16 protein-coding genes are annotated in these 17,875 nt (G+C 57.8%); 3 read left to right on the top strand and 13 right to left on the bottom strand.

The annotated features are described in order from the left end of the window. Positions 1 to 103 precede the first annotated feature (103 nt). Together adh and Q7F15_RS04060 are read left to right on the top strand one after the other, a co-directional pair. Positions 104 to 1,624 carry an aldehyde dehydrogenase gene (adh, locus tag Q7F15_RS04065; protein WP_171565877.1) on the top strand — a complete coding sequence of 507 codons (1,521 nt, stop codon included), beginning with the start codon at positions 104 to 106 and terminating at the stop codon, positions 1,622 to 1,624. Positions 1,625 to 1,631: 7 nt separating this feature from the next. After that, positions 1,632 to 2,006, top strand: a complete 375-nt coding sequence (locus tag Q7F15_RS04060; RefSeq protein WP_171565876.1) for a DUF779 domain-containing protein — start codon at positions 1,632 to 1,634, stop codon at positions 2,004 to 2,006. 112 nt (positions 2,007 to 2,118) lie between these two features. Here Q7F15_RS04060 and Q7F15_RS04055 read toward each other — a convergent pair whose 3' ends face one another. Beyond that, the gene (locus tag Q7F15_RS04055) at positions 2,119 to 3,348 is read right to left on the bottom strand and encodes a branched-chain amino acid ABC transporter substrate-binding protein (protein WP_171567489.1); all 1,230 of its coding nucleotides are present in this window, start codon (positions 3,346 to 3,348) and stop codon (positions 2,119 to 2,121) included. 172 nt (positions 3,349 to 3,520) lie between these two features. On the opposite strand from Q7F15_RS04055, the gene Q7F15_RS04050 reads away from it, so the two are divergent. Next, the gene (locus tag Q7F15_RS04050; RefSeq protein ID WP_304415519.1) at positions 3,521 to 3,814 is read left to right on the top strand and encodes a L,D-transpeptidase; all 294 of its coding nucleotides are present in this window, start codon (positions 3,521 to 3,523) and stop codon (positions 3,812 to 3,814) included. Between the two features lie 169 nt (positions 3,815 to 3,983). Here Q7F15_RS04050 and Q7F15_RS04045 read toward each other — a convergent pair whose 3' ends face one another. The 12 genes from Q7F15_RS04045 to Q7F15_RS03990 all read right to left on the bottom strand — a co-directional run bounded on the left by Q7F15_RS04045 (position 3,984) and on the right by Q7F15_RS03990 (position 17,712). After that, on the bottom strand, positions 3,984 to 4,634 hold the full coding sequence (locus Q7F15_RS04045) for a hypothetical protein (protein ID WP_230077345.1): 651 nt from the start codon (positions 4,632 to 4,634) through the stop codon (positions 3,984 to 3,986). A 289-nt stretch (positions 4,635 to 4,923) separates the two neighbouring features. Further along, positions 4,924 to 5,697: an ATP-binding cassette domain-containing protein gene (locus Q7F15_RS04040; protein WP_304415141.1), complete on the bottom strand. Its 774-nt coding sequence runs from the start codon at positions 5,695 to 5,697 to the stop codon at positions 4,924 to 4,926. A 20-nt stretch (positions 5,698 to 5,717) separates the two neighbouring features. Continuing rightward, a complete protein-coding gene (ssuC, locus tag Q7F15_RS04035) occupies positions 5,718 to 6,500 on the bottom strand; it encodes an aliphatic sulfonate ABC transporter permease SsuC (RefSeq protein ID WP_304415140.1) in 783 nt (260 codons plus the stop codon). Then, positions 6,491 to 7,675, bottom strand: coding sequence for an FMNH2-dependent alkanesulfonate monooxygenase (gene ssuD / locus Q7F15_RS04030; protein ID WP_304415139.1), 1,185 nt, complete (start codon positions 7,673 to 7,675; stop codon positions 6,491 to 6,493). Before ssuD ends, ssuC begins: the two co-directional genes overlap by 10 nt. An 18-nt stretch (positions 7,676 to 7,693) precedes the next feature. Further along, entirely contained in the window at positions 7,694 to 8,713 is a 1,020-nt protein-coding gene (locus Q7F15_RS04025) for a sulfonate ABC transporter substrate-binding protein (RefSeq protein ID WP_171567484.1), read from the bottom strand. Positions 8,714 to 9,027: 314 nt separating this feature from the next. After that, entirely contained in the window at positions 9,028 to 10,068 is a 1,041-nt protein-coding gene (locus Q7F15_RS04020; protein WP_304415138.1) for a tripartite tricarboxylate transporter substrate binding protein, read from the bottom strand. Between the two features lie 39 nt (positions 10,069 to 10,107). Beyond that, entirely contained in the window at positions 10,108 to 11,625 is a 1,518-nt protein-coding gene (locus Q7F15_RS04015; protein WP_171567482.1) for a tripartite tricarboxylate transporter permease, read from the bottom strand. A 15-nt stretch (positions 11,626 to 11,640) separates the two neighbouring features. Beyond that, positions 11,641 to 12,060: a tripartite tricarboxylate transporter TctB family protein gene (locus Q7F15_RS04010; RefSeq protein ID WP_230077842.1), complete on the bottom strand. Its 420-nt coding sequence runs from the start codon at positions 12,058 to 12,060 to the stop codon at positions 11,641 to 11,643. Between the two features lie 218 nt (positions 12,061 to 12,278). Continuing rightward, a complete protein-coding gene (gene ltrA / locus Q7F15_RS04005; RefSeq protein ID WP_230077222.1) occupies positions 12,279 to 13,538 on the bottom strand; it encodes a group II intron reverse transcriptase/maturase in 1,260 nt (419 codons plus the stop codon). Between the two features lie 618 nt (positions 13,539 to 14,156). Next, complete coding sequence (locus tag Q7F15_RS04000; RefSeq protein ID WP_304415137.1) at positions 14,157 to 15,428, bottom strand: sensor histidine kinase; 1,272 nt, start codon at positions 15,426 to 15,428, stop codon at positions 14,157 to 14,159. Then, on the bottom strand, positions 15,421 to 16,107 hold the full coding sequence (locus Q7F15_RS03995) for a response regulator transcription factor (RefSeq protein WP_171567480.1): 687 nt from the start codon (positions 16,105 to 16,107) through the stop codon (positions 15,421 to 15,423). The genes Q7F15_RS04000 and Q7F15_RS03995 overlap by 8 nt, the downstream gene beginning before the upstream one ends. 204 nt (positions 16,108 to 16,311) lie before the next feature. Beyond that, positions 16,312 to 17,712 carry a hypothetical protein gene (locus tag Q7F15_RS03990; protein ID WP_304415136.1) on the bottom strand — a complete coding sequence of 467 codons (1,401 nt, stop codon included), beginning with the start codon at positions 17,710 to 17,712 and terminating at the stop codon, positions 16,312 to 16,314. Positions 17,713 to 17,875 lie beyond the last annotated feature (163 nt).

The raw sequence follows: 17,875 nt of genomic DNA, 5'->3' as shown, positions 1-17,875 counted from the left end.
CTGAAAACGACGCAGATTACGGAGTTGGCATCTTCCTTGCACATGGATAGAGGCAGCTGCCATCAACAAATTCATCAACATTTTTCATGAGGAGGGGTATTCCATGATCTATGCGCAACCCGGACAGGACGGCGCGAAGGTGACGTTCAAGAAACGCTACGAAAACTACATTGGCGGTCAGTGGGTCCCGCCTGTAAAAGGGGAGTATTTTGAAAACGTTTCCCCCGTCAACGGCGCGGTCTTTTGCGAAGTGCCCCGCTCCACCGCCGAAGACATCGAACTGGCGCTGGATGCCGCCCATGCCGCCAAAGCCGCGTGGGGCCGGACGTCTACAGCGGAGCGCGCCCGCGTGCTCAACCAAATCGCCGACCGGATGGAAGCCAACCTGGAGATGCTGGCGGTGGCGGAGACCTGGGACAACGGCAAGCCCATCCGCGAGACCCTGGCTGCCGACTTGCCGCTGGCGATCGACCATTTCCGCTACTTCGCCGGCTGCATCCGCGCCCAGGAGGGAACGCTGGCGGAGATCGACGCCAATACCGTCGCCTACCATTTCCACGAGCCGCTCGGCGTCGTCGGCCAGATCATTCCGTGGAACTTCCCGCTGCTGATGGCCGCCTGGAAGCTGGCTCCGGCGCTGGCCGCAGGCAACTGCGTCGTCATCAAGCCCGCTGAACAGACGCCCGCCTCCATCCTGGTCCTTCTGGAGTTGATCGGCGATCTGTTGCCCCCGGGCGTGCTGAACGTCGTCAACGGCTTCGGACTGGAAGCCGGGAAGCCGCTCGCATCCAGCAGCCGCATCGCCAAGATCGCCTTCACCGGAGAGACGACGACGGGCCGCCTGATCATGCAGTACGCATCCCAGAACATCATCCCCGTCACGCTGGAGCTGGGCGGCAAGTCGCCCAACATCTTCTTCCCCGACGTGTTTGCCAAGGACGACGCGTTTTTGAACAAGGCGATCGAAGGATTCGTGCTGTTTGCGCTCAACCAGGGGGAAGTGTGCACATGCCCGTCCCGCGCCCTGATCCACGAATCGATCTACGAGCCGTTCATGGAAAGAGCGCTGGCCCGTGTCAAGGCGATCAAGCAGGGCAATCCGCTGGACACGGAGACGATGATCGGCGCGCAGGCCTCTACCGAACAGATGGAAAAAATCCTCTCCTACATCGACATCGGCAAGCAGGAAGGCGCGGAACTGCTGACCGGCGGCGAACGGCAGTCGCTCGGCGGCGGTCTGGAAAACGGCTACTACATCCAGCCGACCGTCTTCAAGGGGCACAACAAGATGCGCATTTTCCAAGAGGAAATCTTCGGTCCGGTGGTGGCTGTGACCACGTTTGCCAGCGAAGAAGAGGCGCTGTCCATCGCCAATGACACGCTGTACGGCCTCGGTGCCGGTGTCTGGACGCGGGACATCAACACAGCCTTCCGCATGGGCCGGGGCATTCAGGCCGGTCGCGTCTGGACCAACTGCTACCACGCTTACCCCGCCCACGCCGCGTTCGGCGGGTACAAGCAGTCCGGCATCGGACGGGAAACGCACAAGATGATGCTGGAGCACTACCAGCAGACGAAAAACCTGTTGGTCAGCTACAGCCCCGATGCGCTGGGCTTCTTTTGAGAAGACGATGGCCAACGTGCAGAAGGTGCTGGCTACCGACGCCGCGCTGGCGCTGATCGAACGGCTTAAAGCCAAGTACGGCCCGCTGATGTTTCACCAATCGGGCGGCTGCTGCGACGGCAGTTCGCCGATGTGCTACCCGGCAGGAGAGTTTCTCATTGGCGACAGTGACGTGCTGTTGGGTGAAATCGGCGGATGTCCCTTCTACATGAGCCGGGCCCAGTACGAATACTGGAAGCACACACGGCTCGTGATCGACGTCGTCGAAGGCCGCGGCGGCATGTTTTCCCTGGAAGGGCCGGAAGGGGTGCGCTTTCTCACCCGCTCCAGCCTGTTTACCCCGGAAGAGTATCAACAGCTTCAAGACGAATGGAACCGCTGAATACGCAGCCCGGATCGCCGTGATCCGGGCTGTTCGCCATCCTCCGGGAGCAGGAGCGCCCCCGGGCAGAAAAAAAGCCGATGTTCCAAATGAACATCGGCTGCTTTCCTCACTACTCGATCTTGCCCAGGAAGGTCGTCTTGTCCTTCTCGTATTTGTAAATGAACACATCGGCAAATACGTTGTCCCCTTTGTCGTCAAACGAGACCTTGACGAACTGCCCCTGAAAATCCTTTGTGTTGTGAACCGCCTCCAGCACCTGCTCGCGGGTCGGCTTTTTCCCGCCGTTGGCCTTGATCGCCTGCTTGATGCCGTTGAGGATCACATTCATGGAGTCAAAGGCGTATACGGAGTAGGTTTCCGGCTTTTTCCCCATCGCCTTTTCGTACTCCTCCGCCCATTTTCGCCCCTCTTCCGTCTGCTTCACGTCCCCTGCCAGCGAGGTGAACACCACGCCTTCAGCCGCCTCCGGTCCCGCGATCTTGATCAGATCGGGGGAGTCGATGCCGTCGCCGCCCATAAAGATCCCCTTGAAGCCTTTTTCCCGCGCCTGCTTGACGAGGATTCCGGCCTCCGGATAAATGCCGCCAAAATAGATCATGTCAGGGTTTTTCGCCACCACCTGGTTAATCACAAAGTTGTAGTCCTTCTCCCCCTGATTGACACCTTCATAGCCCAACACCTGCACGCCGTCCTTTTCAAACTGGGCCTTCACCTGGTCGACGAGCCCCTGCCCGTACGCCGTTTTGTCGTGCAGCAGGAAGACGGATTTGACGCCGAGCGTTTCCTTGGCGTATTTGGCGCCTTTGGGCCCCTGCGCGTCGTCGCGGGCACAGATCCGGTGTACGGTCTTTTTGCCTTCCTCCGTCAGCTGCACGCCGCTGTTGGCGGGTGAGACCATCACCAGGCTGCCCGTCTCGTACTTCACGGAGGCGGGGATGGCTACACCGGTGTTGAAATGGCCGACCACGCCGAGCACATCCGGGTTGGAGACCAGCATCTCCGCATTGGTCACGCCAATTTTCGGATCGGCCTGGTCGTCCTGCGGATACAACTGCAGGTCAAATCCCATCTGCTTGAACTCGTCCTGCTGCAAGCGCAGGGCGTACTCCGCCCCTGTCTTGATCGAGTCGCCGACTGCTGACTGAGAGCCGGACAGGGGGCTTTGCGTCGCAATCAAAATCCTGTTGGCGGACGACCCGCTCCCCGCGCCAGCCGCCTCCCCGGCTTGTCCAGTTTGACCGGCTTGTCCGGACGGTGAGCTTTGCGGGCTGCAGCCGGCGATGGAAACGGCAGCGAGAAGCAGCGGAATGAGGATGGACGCGCGCTTTTTACGTCTCATGATGTGTACCCCCTCGGTTAATATGTCTAATAATTCTATGAATTTAAATATATGAGAAAATATAGACTTCATGTTCTGACAACCTGTCCAATCATTTGTGCAAAAAATCTGACAAAACATCTCTTGAAATGAACATTCGTATTGGGGTACATGCGCATCTGGCGGTCAGCGCCTGGTCCGCTCGTTTCACGTCGGGTTGGGCAAAATCGCCACCGCCACGCCGCGCGGCGACTTTACCATCATCAACAAAGTCCCGTACCCAAACTCCTACCCGGGCGGCCCGCTCAGCGTGTTCGGCACCTACTGGCTGGGGCTGAGCAAGCCTCATTACGGCATCCACGGCACCAACAACCCGGCCTCGATCGGCAAGTACGTCTCCCGCGCCTGCATCCGCATGCACAACCGGGACGTGGAGTACCTGGCCAAACGGGTGCCGATCGGAACGCCGGTGAAAATCCGCCCGTAGCCGGACGCCGGACAGACAAAAGGCACAGCTTCCTGTTTGGATGCTGTGCCTCAGCGTGTAGACAAAGTCCGTCGCGCATGGGTGATCGGGCCCGCTCGCTCTCTTGACGACCAGCAAAGAAGGTGGCAGTGTCCGCTTCAAAACGCGCGGGCAGGGAAATCTGGCCGTTTCACTGGATGTCATCGATAAAAATCTTCACCTGTTCCGAGCGGCTCTCATACAATTTGTCCTTGTAAGATTTCCATGCCGTTTGAAAGGACTCAGGGTCTCCAGAGGCATTTGGCAGTACCCCGTCTTGGACGAGTTTATTCAGCAAATGTTCGATGCTGAGCTGGCTTTTGTACGCTTCCGGAGCATGCTTCTCCCAGTATTCATCTTCACGCAGACCGGTCAGGGCTATGACCTGCTGCTGAAACGCTTTTGCTTTTTCATCGGCTGTACTTTCCAGAATGTGTCTCATCTCGTCGGAATACGCTCTGGCCTGCTCCAGACTGACCGCTACCCCTTGCTTTTCAGCCTCCAGCAGCAGCAACTTTTCGATGATCAAATCTTTTAACAACTCACTGTCGGACAATTCATCTTTACGGTTATTGAGTTGTTGATTGGCCCGCATGTACGCCTTGTAGGTCTGAAACTCCCCGCTCGTGATGCCGATATGTTCAACCTGGGCAATGTATCTGTCTTTTGTGGCTTGGATCTCCTTCAGCTCTGCGCTGAGTGAACGAAATATGTCAGATTTCTCTTCCGTTGCGAAAGAATAAAACACCCATGCAGAGCATGCCAGAACCACTGCGGACAGAGAAATCACCAGTTTTTTCATCGGCTTTTCCCCCCCCACTAATTACTCCCATATATTGTAACGCCTTTGTGTTAGCAAATGTTTCCTAATCTTCAAGGTTTTCTTGCAGCAAAGGCAATATCGCCGCAATCCCATAAAAAAAGCAGATCACCTTGAAGCCTGGCAGCTTGGTGATCTGCTCATTTTTGCAGTTGCGCCTCCCCATAGCAGGGAACGGGAACGTCTGTTGTACAGGGCCAAAAGCGCGGCAACGCTTTGGGCGAATCCGGCTGTTCGCACCGGACCGCGTCCGATCCGCACCGGATCATGCTCAGATGGAGTAGGCATGCGCTTGATTGTTGGCGAAAAACGGCTCCTCTACCCGCGCACCCAGGATTCTGTCCAGAATCACCCGCTCATAGTGGGCAAAACCGTTGTCCTTCACCCGGGGCCGGGCCAGGTTGATCTTGATGTCCATCGCCACCTTTCCCTCTTCCAGGAGAACCACACGGTCGGCCAGGGCGACTGCTTCGCTCACGTCGTGCGTCACCAAAATGGCGGAGAATCCCTGTTCCAGCCACAGCTTTTCGATCAACCGCTGCATCTCGATCCGGGTCAGCGCATCCAGCGCGCCCAACGGCTCATCCAGCAGAAGCAGCCGGGGCTCTCCCGCCAAGGCGCGGGCCAGTGCGACGCGCTGCCGCTGCCCGCCGGACAGGACGCGGGGCCATTCGCCGGCGCGTTCGGACAGACCGACAAGACGCAGCGCTTCTTCCGCTGTCCGCTTCGCTCCCGCCCTGATCCCGAGCGCCACGTTGTCGATGACCTTTTTCCAGGGGAGCAGTCTGGAGTCCTGAAACATGATGCGCACCTCCGGGTGCAGGCCGTAGAGGGGCTGGCGATCCACGTAAATCTGTCCTTCCGTCGGCTGGTCCAGGCCGGCAATCATCCGCAGCAGCGTGCTTTTTCCGCATCCGCTCCGCCCGACGACGGCGACGAATTCGCCGGGCTGCATCGCAAGCCGCACCTGCCGCAGCACCCGGGTGGCGCCAAAAGCCTTGCCCACATCCTGCACATCGAGTGACATGCCGTAATTCGCATTCATACCATCACCCCCACGCCGGATCACCGCTTGCTGTAGCTCGGATGCCACTGCAGCCACCTTCCTTCGATCGCCTTTGCGATGCTGTCGGACAGTTTGCCCAACAGCGCGTACAAGAGTATGCTCAGCACGACGACATCCATCTGCATGAACTCACGGGCATTGGTGGCCATGTAGCCGATGCCGGAATCGGAGGCGATCGTTTCCGCCACGATCAGCGACATCCACATGACTCCGAGTGCGTAGCGGACCCCTACCAGGATGGAGGGAAGCGCCCCCGGCAGGATGACGTTCCAGAACAGAGCGAATCCGCTCAGCCCGTATACCCTGCCCATTTCCAGCAGACCGTGATCTACTGTGCGGATGCCGTGAAAGGTGTTGACGTAAATGGGAAACAAGACGCCCAGCGCGACGAGAACCAGTTTTGCTTCCTCTCCGATCCCGAACCACAGGATCACCAGCGGGATCAAGGCCAGATGAGGAATCGTGCGCACCATCTGCACCGATGTGTCCAGCAGCTTTTCGGCAGGGGGAAACACCCCGTTGAGCAACCCCAGGAAAAAGCCGAGGCCGCCGCCGATCAAAAAGCCGATCAGAGCCCGCTTGGCACTGGCTGCTATATAGTCAAACAGTTCCCCGTCCTGAACCAATTGCACCGCCGCCTCCACTACATGGACGGGCGTCGGCAGAACGCGCGTAGAGATGATCCCCCAGTCGCCGAGCACCTGCCACACGAGAATGACCAGAAGCGGAATGCTCCAGGGAATTACGTGCGCCAGGCCGCGTGTTTTCAACGTCAAACGCATGGCGAATCTCCTCCCGGGCCCAAGATGATGTCAGCCATGGGCGACCACGCTCCGGGACGAGACTTTTTCTCGGGAAAACGGTCATTGCCGATGATTTCACCAGCCGGAGCTTCCGGCGTTCGATTCGCCAGCGGCAGATGCGGAAACAGCAGTTCCGCTACTCGATACGCCTCTTCCAGGTGGGGATAGCCGGAAAAGATAAACGTCTCGATGCCAAGCTCGGCGTACTCCAACATGCGGGCGGCGACAGTCTGCGGGTCGCCCACGAGCGCGGTCCCCGCCCCGCCTCTGACCAGACCGATGCCGGCCCACAGGTTGGGGCTGATCTCCAGATCGCTGCGGTTGCCGTTGTGCAGCCGAATCATCCGCTTTTGACCTTCGGAGTCGTAGTTGGCGAGCGCTTGCTGCGCCGTGCGGATCGTTTCTTCATCCAGGTGCTTGATCAGCTGTTCGGCGGCGTCCCACGCTTCCCGTTCCGTTTCCCGGACGATCACGTGCAGGCGGATGCCAAATCGGACGGTACGCCCGTTTGCTTCCGCCAGCGCGCGCACCTTCCTGATTTTTTCCGCCACCTGCTGCGGCGGCTCTCCCCATGTGAGATACACATCCACGTGTTCGGCCGCCACTTTGAGCGCCGCCTCGGACGAACCGCCAAAGTACAGCGGCGGATACGGTTTTTGGAACGGGGGAAACAGCAGACGCCCATTTTTCACATGCAGATACTCACCTTGAAAATTGACCTGTTCTCCTCTTAACAACGAGCGCCAAATGGTGAGAAATTCATCCGTCAATGCGTAACGGTCATCATGGGACAGATGGAGACCGTCCCCGGCCAGCTCGACCGGGTCGCCGCCCGTCACCACGTTGATTAACAGACGGCCGTCGGAAAAGCGGTCGAGGGTGGCCGCCATGCGGGCTGCCGCCGCAGGAGAAACAATCCCGGGCCGAACTGCCACGAGAAACTTCATCTGCCGGGTGGCCGCGATCAGGGAAGATGCCACCACCCACGCGTCCTCGCATGACCGTCCCGTAGGCAGCAGGGCACCGCTGAACCCCAGCTCATCCGCCGCCTGGGCGATCTGACGCAAATAGTTGAACGTGACGGGACGCCCCCCTACGGATGTTCCCAGATAACGGCCATCCCCGTGAGTCGGTATAAACCAAAAGACTTCCATGAGCCCACTCCCTTTCTCTTACCGTGCTGGTCGATAAATTGCTTCCTGGACGGAAATGTTTTGCGGAATCAGCTTCAGGGCGAAATACGTATCAGCTATTTCCTGCTGCCCTTTCACAATGACGTCGTCAATCGGCTGAAGCCCGTACTCTCTGCGTTTCGCCGCCTTCTCCAGCGCGGCTGCGTCGATTTTCAACAGCGGCGCCAGCAGCTGGGCCACTTCCTTGGGATGTTCGTTGGCCCACGCGCTCACGTGCTCCACTTCTTCGAGCAATACGTGGATTATGTCGCCATGCTCCTCGGCAAAGCGTTTGGAGGCGAGGTAGAAATCGCGGTCCTCCGCCAGGCCTACGCCGTTGGCCAGCACCCGGACCTTGCCGGTGATCTCGATGTCGGCGAAATAGGGGTCCCACACTACCCACGCGTCGATTTTTCCCTGCTCAAACGCAATGCGTGCATCGGCCGGGGACAAAAACGACAGGGTCACGTCGCTGTACTGGAGGTTGGCCTTTTCCAGCGCCTTCACCAGCAGGTAATGAGCGCTGGACCCCTTGGCCAGGCCGATGTTCTTCCCTTTCAAGTCGGCCAGCGTGCGTATGCTGGACTCATGTTTGACGAGGATCGCAGAGCCTTCGGACTTTGCCTTGCCCGCAGCCACGTACACCAGGGGAGAGCCTGCCGCCTGGGCAAACACGGGAGGAGAATCGCCTGTTCGCCCGACGTCAAGATTGCCCGAGCTTAGCGCTTCCAGCAGCGGAGGACCGGCCGGAAACACGTGCCAGGTCACGTCGTATCCCCGTTCCTTCAATCGTTTTTCCAGGGTGCCGCGCTCTTTAACGATGTTCAGCGGATCCCCTTTCTGGTAGCCAATGCGCAGGACCTTCGCCGTTTCTTCCGATTGGGCAGCGGCCTGCCCCGCGCTTTCGCGGCTGTCCCCGGAGCAGCCGGTCAGAAAGGCGGCCGCCAGAAACAGTCCTGCGAGAAAAGCGGCAGCAGCACGGGTCCGCGGGTTTTTCCGTGAATCTGTGAGTGTCAGCACGGGTTTCCTCCTCTCATCAAATGTGGAGTATCAACAAAAAGGCTCCCACATGCTTGCATCAGAGCAAACAGGCAGGAGCCTTCAGTTGACTGATCGGCTGCGGATGTTTTATTTTTTGAACCCGGTGTCGTTGCTTACGATACAGTCTATTCCAACTATTCATACCTGTCAAGTATGTTTTTGGCACGAGCAAAGGGAGTGAGGGATATGGCTGTTGCCGTAACAGCTCATTCCCTGCACTCCGGCATGGCGCTGGCCACCCGGGATGGGACCGGCCCCGCAGCATGGGGACGAAACTGCCATGTCGCCCATCATCATTTTCGCATATTGCGCTTTTCAGCCAGCTCGACGTAATACCCGGTTTCCTTCGCCACATCCTGCGTAAACTGGGCCGAGTCGGCATAGTCCGGCTCCACCTGTATGCCGTGCAGCTTTTTCACAAATGCGGGGTCGTTCACCATTTTCGCCACGGCTTCTTCCCACTTGTTGATCACGTAGTCGGGTGTCCCCTTGGGAAAAGAGACCCCGGTCCACCAGAACACGGTCAGCCCTTTTACTCCCTGCTCTTCGGCGGTGGGAACGTCGGGGAGAAACGGGCTGCGCTCGCTGCCGGACACCGCGAGAATCCTCACTTTCTTTGCCTGGAGCATGGGATTGATCTCGCCGACAGTATGGACAGCGAGGATCGCGTGTCCTCCCGCCACTTTGGGCAGTGAATCGGACGCGCCCTTCGTCACAATCATCCGGGTCTTGGTAAAATCAGCCCCGATCGCGTCCATCCATTCCGCCACACCGAATGCGGAAAATCCGGCAGGTCCGACGGAGGTCCAGGTCAACTGTTCCGGGTGCTGTTTCACCCATTGGGAGAATTCGGCGAAGTCCTTCCACGGCGCATCTGCCTTGACCGCGAACGCCAGCGTCCCTTTTCCGATCCGGGCGGCGTACACCTGGTCCTCATTGGTGATCAGGGGCTGTTTCATCCCCGCCGACAGCATGGACGTGTTGGAAACGTTGACGGCCAGCGCCGTGTAGCCGTCGTTTTTCGCCTGTTTCAGAGCGTACTGCGCCCCGACCGTGCCGCCGCCCCCCGGTTTGTTGACGACGACGACCGGCTGCCCCCACTCTTTGCTCAAATAATCTGCCGCAGCCCGGGCAACCAGATCTACCCCGCCCCCGGCGGAATAGGGAACCACGTACTCAATCTGTCTGTCGGGATAGACGGGAGCCGCCTGACCGGCAATGGCCTGCGTCTCAGAGCCGACATCGGGTTGGGCAACGTCCGCGCCGCAGGCCGTCACCGCCACGGCTGCCAGGCAGGAGATGATCCCGCCGATCCATTTCCCATATGCTTTCAAACAACACTCCTCCTGTACAACAAGCTGCTCTCAATGATGCTAGGCCACGTCCGCGCCGTGTTGATGCTCTTCCCGTACCCGCTTTTGCGTCCGCCTGTTGAGCGCGAGGGAGACCAGCATCAGAGCGGCTGCCGCCAACAGGATGACCAGCGAGATGGGGCGCTCCAGCACGATTGCCACATCGCCGGACGACATGACCATCGTCTGGATAAACGACTCCTCCAGCAGCGGTCCGAGAATAAAGCACAACACCAGCGGCACGACCGGCCAGCGGTAGGTGTGAAACAGGTAGCCCAGCCCGCCGAACGCAAAGGCCACCGCCACGTCAAACAGGCTGTTTCGCACGCTGTACGCCCCGATGGTGCACAGCATCAGAATGACGGGCGCCATGATGCCGTACGGAACCTTCGTCAGTTTGACCCACACCCAGACCAGCGGCAGATTGAGTACCAGCAGCATCGCATTGCCGACGAACATGGACGCGATGACCGTCCAGACAAAGAGCGGGTGCTGCTCAAACAGCACGGGACCGGGCGTCAAACCGTAGATCATGAATCCGGCCAGCAGGATGGCCAGCGGCGGGGAAGAGGGAATGCCCAGGGAAAACAGGGGAATAAACCCGGCGCTGCTGGTGGCGTTGTTGGCCGCTTCCGGTGCAGCCACGCCCTCGATTGCACCCTTGCCAAACTGCTCCGGATGCTTCGACACTTTTTTCTCCAGATCGTAGGCGAGAAACGAGGTGATCGCGGCGGAACAGCCCGGCAGCAGCCCGAGGAAAAACCCAACCAACCCTCCTCTGATCGTGGGCGCGGCGCACTTTTTCACATCATTTTTTGACGGGTAAACGCTGCCGCGCGCGCCGATGACGGTGGCAATCCGCTTTTCCCCGATTCCCTTCAGCACTTCGGCAATCGCAAACAGGCCGATAATAATGCTGATCATGTCAAACCCGCCGCTCAGCAGAGGGATGCCGTAGTCAAACCGGGGCATCCCGGAAGACGGCCCCAGTCCCACCAGCGACAGCGTATATCCGAAGGCCCCCATCAAAAACCCCTTGATCAAGGAGCCTCCCGACAAGCTGACCATCAGCGTCAGGGCCAGGATCATCAGGGCAAAGTATTCGGGAGGACCAAACTTCAATGCCTGGTCTGCCAGGACGGGCGCAAAACAGACCAATCCGACGACGCCCATGATCCCGGCCGCAAAGGAGGCGATGGCCGAAATGCCGAGGGCCGCCCCCCCTTTTCCCTTCTTCGCCAGCGGATAGCCGTCCAAACAGGTGGGGACCGACGAAATCTCTCCGGGGATGTTGAGGAGAATCGCCGTGGTCGATCCGCCGTACATGGCGCCGTAGTAAATGCCGGCCAGCATGATGATCCCCTGCGTCGGTTCCATTACGGCGGTGACGGGCAGCAGGATGGAGATGGCGGACGTGGGCCCCAATCCTGGCAGCACCCCCACAAACGTGCCAACCAGTGCGCCAAGTGCGGCCACAAGCAGGTTTTCCGGCGTAATCGCCTGTGCGAATCCAGCCAACAACAGGTGTAAGGTGTCCATGTTATCGCGTCCCTTTCACAGAAAAAATCCAGCAGGAAACGACATCTGCAGCCACATGATGAAAACCACGTACAGGCATCCAGTCAGGACCGCAGCCGAGGCGATGGCCGTCCCCCATCCGTACCTGCCGACGACACGGAATAGAATCGCCGACACGATCATCGTCGCTGTCAGGTAGCCGACGATGTCAATCAAAAGGCAGTACGCTCCCAATAGAGCCAGGCAGCGGAATATGCTCGTTCGGTGCGGCGACGGCGGTTCTTTGTCCCGCTCCTGATCCCGGAACGAGCGAACCAGCAGGACCGCACCCAACAGCAGAAATCCGAGCCCCAGAATGGCCGGCAGCGTATGATCGCCCACATATGGGGACAGGGCGTAGGCCCGCAGCCGATACGCCTCCAGAATGACCACAACGCCCGCAATGATAGACAACACGGCCCCCAGAAAGTCAGGTACGTTGTACGGAAGTCTCACGTCATCACCTCGCCATGCGGAAGCCCTTCTTGCTGCACGTCCCTGACTGTCAGCGACGGCCGCAAGTCATACCACAGCCTATGGCACAGGCGCCCAATGTGTGCCGGCAATCGAGTAGGAGGGGGTGGCTAACCCCCGTCCTCTCACACCACCGTACGTACCGACCGGTATACGGCGGTTCACCAAGCTTGACGAAGTGTGAAATATCGCTGTATCAAACTCATCAGCCCTTGTTGTTGCCAGTAGGCAATACCAAGGGCTTTGTGCATGTGCGGGGATTTTGTTGTCCGCCACGCCCCCTTTCGGGTGTTTGCGATTTCCAGTGCTCTGTTGTGAGAAAATCCAAGCGAACGAAGTTCGCGGTACCTCGTACGAACTCGTTTCCACTGCGTCCATAGACAGAGCCGGAGCCTTCGGCGAATCCATTCCTCTATTCGCAGAAGATGGGTTTTCGCCTCGGCCAGCGCAAAATACCCGATCCATCCCATGAGGTATTGGTTGAGTTTTTGAATCCTCTCCTGCATGGCCATGCTTCGATGTGGGTTGGTTAATTGGCGAATTCGTCCTTTTAACCGGGTGATCGATTTGGGATGCAGACGTATCCGCGCTTCCTTTCCCGGAATAAAGCTAAAGCCGAGGAACTTCCGGTTGCACGGGCGGTCCACCGCACTTTTCTGTTGATTTACCTTGAGTTTGAGAACCCTGGTCAAGTATCGCTCCACACTTGCCTTTACACGTTCACCCGCACGTTTGGAGCGGACGTAGATGTTGCAGTCGTCCGCATAGCGGCAGAAACGGTGTCCCCTTTTCTCCAACTCCTTGTCCAGGTCGTCTAGCAGAATGTTGGCCAACAGCGGACTTAAGGGGCCACCTTGCGGCGTGCCCTCTTCCGTCGTGACACACACTCCGTTGACCATGACTCCGGATTGCAGATAAGCGCGAATTAGTTTAAGAAGGCGCTTGTCCTTCACCTTGCGGGCAACCCGGCTCATTAGGATATCATGGTTGACCCGGTCGAAGAACTTCTCCAAGTCGATGTCGACCACATACCGGAATCCTTCGTTGATGTACTGTTGTGCTTTCCGCACAGCACTGTGAGCACGGCGGCCTGGACGGAACCCGAAGCTGGAGTCGGAGAACTCTGGGTCGAATATGGGAGTCAATACCTGCAGGATGGCCTGCTGGATGAAGCGATCTACCACGGTAGGGATGCCTAGCAATCGTATTCCCCCGTCAGGTTTCGGGATTTCGACCCTGCGGACAGGAGACGGCTTGTAGGTTCCCTTCTCGATTTGCGACCGGATGGTCGCCCAGTGCTGACGAAGGTAGTCGCGCAGTTGTTCGGTTGAAACACCGTCGATTCCCGCAGCACCTCTGTTGGCCTCCACTCGTTTGAGAGCGGCCATGAGGTTGTCCCGTGACAGCACTTTCTCCAGCATGCCCCTGACGATACTCCTCTCTTCGCACACATGTTGCTAAGCTTGCCGTACGATGCTCAGCCCTTCTCTGTACCCTCGGGGCTTCACCCCTACTATTCAGAGGAAGTTCCATTTCGGAATTCTGCTTCGACGCACCGTATCGAAAGGGATTAGAACATGTGTTGACTTGATGTTCGGCCCTTCCTCCTTCGAGCGTCCTCTATCGGAGTACTATGGCCTCTGCTGACTTCTGCATGTTCAGCGCCCCCTCGCGGAGACGGTTGCCAACGGTAGTAGGCGTATCATGCAGACCTCCCCGGGTAAGGACGGTAACTTTCGTCCCATGTACCTGCCCAATTTACTGCTGCACTCCTTGGCTGTATGGGGCTTCACCTTGTTCGGCAGGCTCGCCCGAGTACAACAGCCTCAAATTGGGTTCGTGTACCTCAGGTCAGGACTTTGCCGCCGGCTTCCTTCAGATTCCGCCTCACGGCGGACACCCTTGCCTTAAGCTAACGGTTGGTACAGCCAACCCCCGTTCGGGACTTTCACCCTATAGCTACCGCCCATGCCGGGCGCACCAACAAAAATCCGAGGCACTCGTACACCTCGGATTTCTTCTATTCCCCTGATGCAAAATCAGCCCGCGTCCTTGACCCGGGAGGGCAGCATGACGGTAAAGCTGGACCCTGCGCCCTCCTCGCTTTCCACGCGAATCCGGCCGCCGTGGGCATCCACGATCCACTTCGCGATGGACAGGCCCAAGCCGGTGCCTTCCATCTTTCGGGAACGCATTTTGTCCCCGCGGTAAAACCGGTCGAAGATGAAGGGAAGATCCTCCTTGGCAATGCCGATGCCGGTATCGGCCACGACCATCGTGACCCAATGGTTGTCCCGTCTGCACGTGACCTTGATCGTTCCTTTTTCTTTCGTGTATTTCAAAGCGTTGTCCAGGAGAATCACCAGCAGTTGGTACAGCCGTTCCCCATCTCCGCACATGTCCAGCGGCTGCTCGATGTTTGCCTGCACGTCAATCTCCTTCAGCTCGGCAAGCTGCTGAAAGGACTGCACCGCTTTCCACGCCAGCTCGTCCATTCGGACGTGCTGCTTCATAATCTGCAGTTCGTTGGAATCAGAGCGGGCCAGGGTGAGCAAATCGGATACCAGCTTGTTCAACCGCTTCGTCTCTTGTATGCTGACCCAAATATTTTCGCTTTCCTGTTCAATCGTATGGTCGGGATTGCGGAACAGCCGTTCGAGATGAACGAGAATGACCGACAGCGGCGTGCGCAGTTCGTGGGAGGCGTCCGCGATAAAACGCTGCTGCTTCTCCCACGACAGTTGAATGGGAATCAGTGCCCTCTTGGCAAGGAACAGCCCCGCGAAGACAGCGATCACGATGCTGACCACACCGCCGATTCCCAACACGTACAGGAGGGTGTTCAGCATTTTTTCTTCCGGTTCCAGGTTGACCACCATCTGGATCCGTTTCACCTTCCACACCCGTCCCTCCGCGAACACCCGCTTGTCGATGGACAAGGTGTAGACGCGGTAGGTCTGCCCGTCCACCGTCAAGGTTTCAATGCCATCCGCCACTCCGTCCGGCCGGAACTTCAGCAGTTCTGCCGGGTCGATGGAGTCGCCGTATTCCTTGCGAATCAGCTCTCCCCGATCGTCCCAGAGCAGGAAGACCATCCGCCTGTCCACGTCGAGCATCCGCCTTTTCTCTGCCCGAAAAAACGGAAACGGATCAAACAGCAGACGTTTTCCGATCTGCTTCAATTCTGCGTCCACCTGAGCATACAGCCGATACTGCATGGAGGCGTACAGCGCGCCCCCCAGACCGTTCAACAGCAGGACGAACACGATCACATTCAGCGTGACCAGGCGGATTCGCGTCTTTCTAAACATGCTCATTGTTTCCCTTCAGGATGTAGCCGACGTTCCGAATCGTGCGGATATAGTGGTCGCACCCGTGATCGGCCAGTTTTTTGCGCAGATAATGGACATACAGGTCCACAATGCCGTAGTTCGCCTCGGATTCGATGCCCCAGACCCGGTCGAAAATCTGGTCGCGCGATAAAATCTGTTCCCGGTTGTAGAGAAAATACTTGAGCAGATCGTACTCCTTGCTGGTCAACCGCAGCGGATGGGGTCCCACATACCCGTCGTGCTCGTACTCCTTCAGGCAAATCGGGCCATAGCTCAGCTCGCCTTCCTTGGCAAACTTCCCGTTGCGCCGCAGCAGCGCTCTCGTTCGCGCCAGCAGTTCTTCCACCGCAAACGGTTTGACCAGGTAATCGTCGGCTCCGGCGTCCAAGCCTTCGACCCGGGCTTCCACGCTGTCTTTGGCGGTAAGAAACAAAACCGGTGTCAAATTGCCTTTTGACCGCAACGTTCTTATCATCGACAAGCCGTCCAAACCAGGCATCATGATATCCAGCACCAGCAGATCGTAAATGCCTCGTTCCGCCAGCAGCAGGCCTTCATCTCCCCGGTCGGCACAGTCTACCTGGTATCCTTCTTCCTTAAACACGGCGCTAATCGCCTGAAGCAAATGACGTTCATCCTCTACTACGAGAATTCGCATACCCACCCCTCTTTCCTGCTCCTGTCCCCTGCCTTCTGCGTTGCGGGCGACGGCAGGGAAGAGCGCATTTCTATGTTTATATACTACACCAATTGTGCCTGTGGCCGTACGCTCCCAATCTATTAGTAAACCATCCGTTTTTTTGAAACAGATTTGAAAAAGGCAGGTGATTGCTCACCTGCCTCAGTTTCGCTGTTTCAACAATTACTGTTCTACCACGGTCTTTTCAGCGTGACCGGCGGGAAAGGTCCGCTCGATCTGCTTTTTCACCACGTTCTCGATCTCTGCTTTTCGCTTGTCCGCCTGCTCCTGTGTCAGCTTGCCTTCCTTCACTGCTGCTGCCAGGCGTTCTTCCTCCTGCTTGGTCAAGAGGCTGACCAGCTCATCCGTGGACACGCCCTGCTCCTTGGCCACGTCGGCCAGTGATTTGCCGTCTTTCAGCTCGCTTTGCAGTTGTTCCTTATCCAGCTTCAGCAGATCCAGCAGCTCTTCATTGTCGCCGAATCCCGGGAACAGTGCGCGGAACTTCACGAAGCCTTTTCCCGGATGAGTGTTTTCCACGAAGTGCTTCACCCGCTCGGCAATGTTCTCCTTCAGTTTATCCGCCTGCTCCTCTGTCAGCTTGCCTTCCTTCACCGCTGCTGCCAGGCGTTCTTCCTCCTGCTTGGTCAAGAGGCTGACCAGCTCATCCGTGGATACGCCCTGCTCCTTGGCCACGTCGGCCAGCGATTTGCCGTCTTTCAGCTTGCTTTGCAGTTGTTCCTTATCCAGCTTCAGCAGATCCAGCAGCTCTTCATTGTCGCCGAATCCCGGGAACAGTGCGCGGAACTTCACGAAGCCTTTTCCCGGATGAGTGTTTTCCACGAAGTGCTTCACCCGCTCGGCAATGTTCTCCTTTAGTTTATCCGCCTGCTCCTCTGTCAGCTTGCCTTCCTTCACCGCTGCTGCCAGGCGTTCTTCCTCCTGCTTGGTCAAGAGGCTGACCAGCTCATCCGTGGACACGCCCTGCTCCTTGGCCACGTCGGCCAGCGATTTGCCGTCTTTCAGCTTGCTTTGCAGTTGTTCCTTATCCAGCTTCAGCAGATCCAGCAGCTCTTCATTGTCACCGAATCCCGGGAACAGTGCGCGGAACTTCACGAAGCCTTTTCCCGGATGAGTGTTTTCCACGAAGTGCTGCACTCGCTCGGCAATGTTCTCCTTCAGTTTATCCGCCTGCTCCTCTGTCAGCTTGCCTTCCTTCACTGCTGCTGCCAGGCGTTCTTCCTCCTGCTTGGTCAAGAGGCTGACCAGCTCATCCGTGGACACGCCCAGCTCCTTGGCCACGTCGGCCAGCGATTTGCCGTCTTTCAGCTTGCTTTGCAGTTGTTCCTTATCCAGCTTCAGCAGATCCAGCAGATCATCGTTTTCCCAGAGGGACGGCCCTTTTACGAATACTTTACCTTTTCCGAGTTTCTCCGCGTTGAACCAGCCCTTATGTTCGAACTTAACGCCTTTATCCACAGGCTGCTGATTGTCGGCAGCGGCGTAGACGCTTCCGATGCTGCCAATGCTCAACGCCGTAGCCATTGCTCCCAACAGCATTCCGATTTTTGCTTTGCTGAACATGATCTCCATCATCCTTTCCAATATTTTAAACTTGTACCCAGGTACAGCTTTAGTGTAGGGTTTCAATCTTTGATTCGCCTTAGAGAACTGTGGAAAACTCTAGGAATGATCGTGGAAGAGTTGTGTGTCGGGTGAACGCATGAAAAAAGGAACCCGCTGTTTT

Origin of the sequence: Brevibacillus aydinogluensis, assembly GCF_961514395.1 — a bacterium.
GTDB lineage: Bacteria > Bacillota > Bacilli > Brevibacillales > Brevibacillaceae > Brevibacillus > Brevibacillus aydinogluensis.
This window is presented reverse-complemented; position numbering and strand designations above follow the sequence as displayed.

Coding starts and splice junctions, on each gene's coding strand:
- ltrA (WP_230077222.1), bottom strand. CDS start 13,538: ATGCTGGAGAAAGTGCTGTCACGGGACAACCTCATGGCCGCTCTCAAA.
- Q7F15_RS03990 (WP_304415136.1), bottom strand. CDS start 17,712: ATGTTCAGCAAAGCAAAAATCGGAATGCTGTTGGGAGCAATGGCTACG.
- Q7F15_RS04015 (WP_171567482.1), bottom strand. CDS start 11,625: ATGGACACCTTACACCTGTTGTTGGCTGGATTCGCACAGGCGATTACG.
- ssuC (WP_304415140.1), bottom strand. CDS start 6,500: ATGCGTTTGACGTTGAAAACACGCGGCCTGGCGCACGTAATTCCCTGG.
- adh (WP_171565877.1), top strand. CDS start 104: ATGATCTATGCGCAACCCGGACAGGACGGCGCGAAGGTGACGTTCAAG.
- Q7F15_RS04040 (WP_304415141.1), bottom strand. CDS start 5,697: ATGAATGCGAATTACGGCATGTCACTCGATGTGCAGGATGTGGGCAAG.
- Q7F15_RS04060 (WP_171565876.1), top strand. CDS start 1,632: ATGGCCAACGTGCAGAAGGTGCTGGCTACCGACGCCGCGCTGGCGCTG.
- ssuD (WP_304415139.1), bottom strand. CDS start 7,675: ATGGAAGTCTTTTGGTTTATACCGACTCACGGGGATGGCCGTTATCTG.
- Q7F15_RS04045 (WP_230077345.1), bottom strand. CDS start 4,634: ATGAAAAAACTGGTGATTTCTCTGTCCGCAGTGGTTCTGGCATGCTCT.
- Q7F15_RS04055 (WP_171567489.1), bottom strand. CDS start 3,348: ATGAGACGTAAAAAGCGCGCGTCCATCCTCATTCCGCTGCTTCTCGCT.
- Q7F15_RS03995 (WP_171567480.1), bottom strand. CDS start 16,107: ATGCGAATTCTCGTAGTAGAGGATGAACGTCATTTGCTTCAGGCGATT.
- Q7F15_RS04000 (WP_304415137.1), bottom strand. CDS start 15,428: ATGTTTAGAAAGACGCGAATCCGCCTGGTCACGCTGAATGTGATCGTG.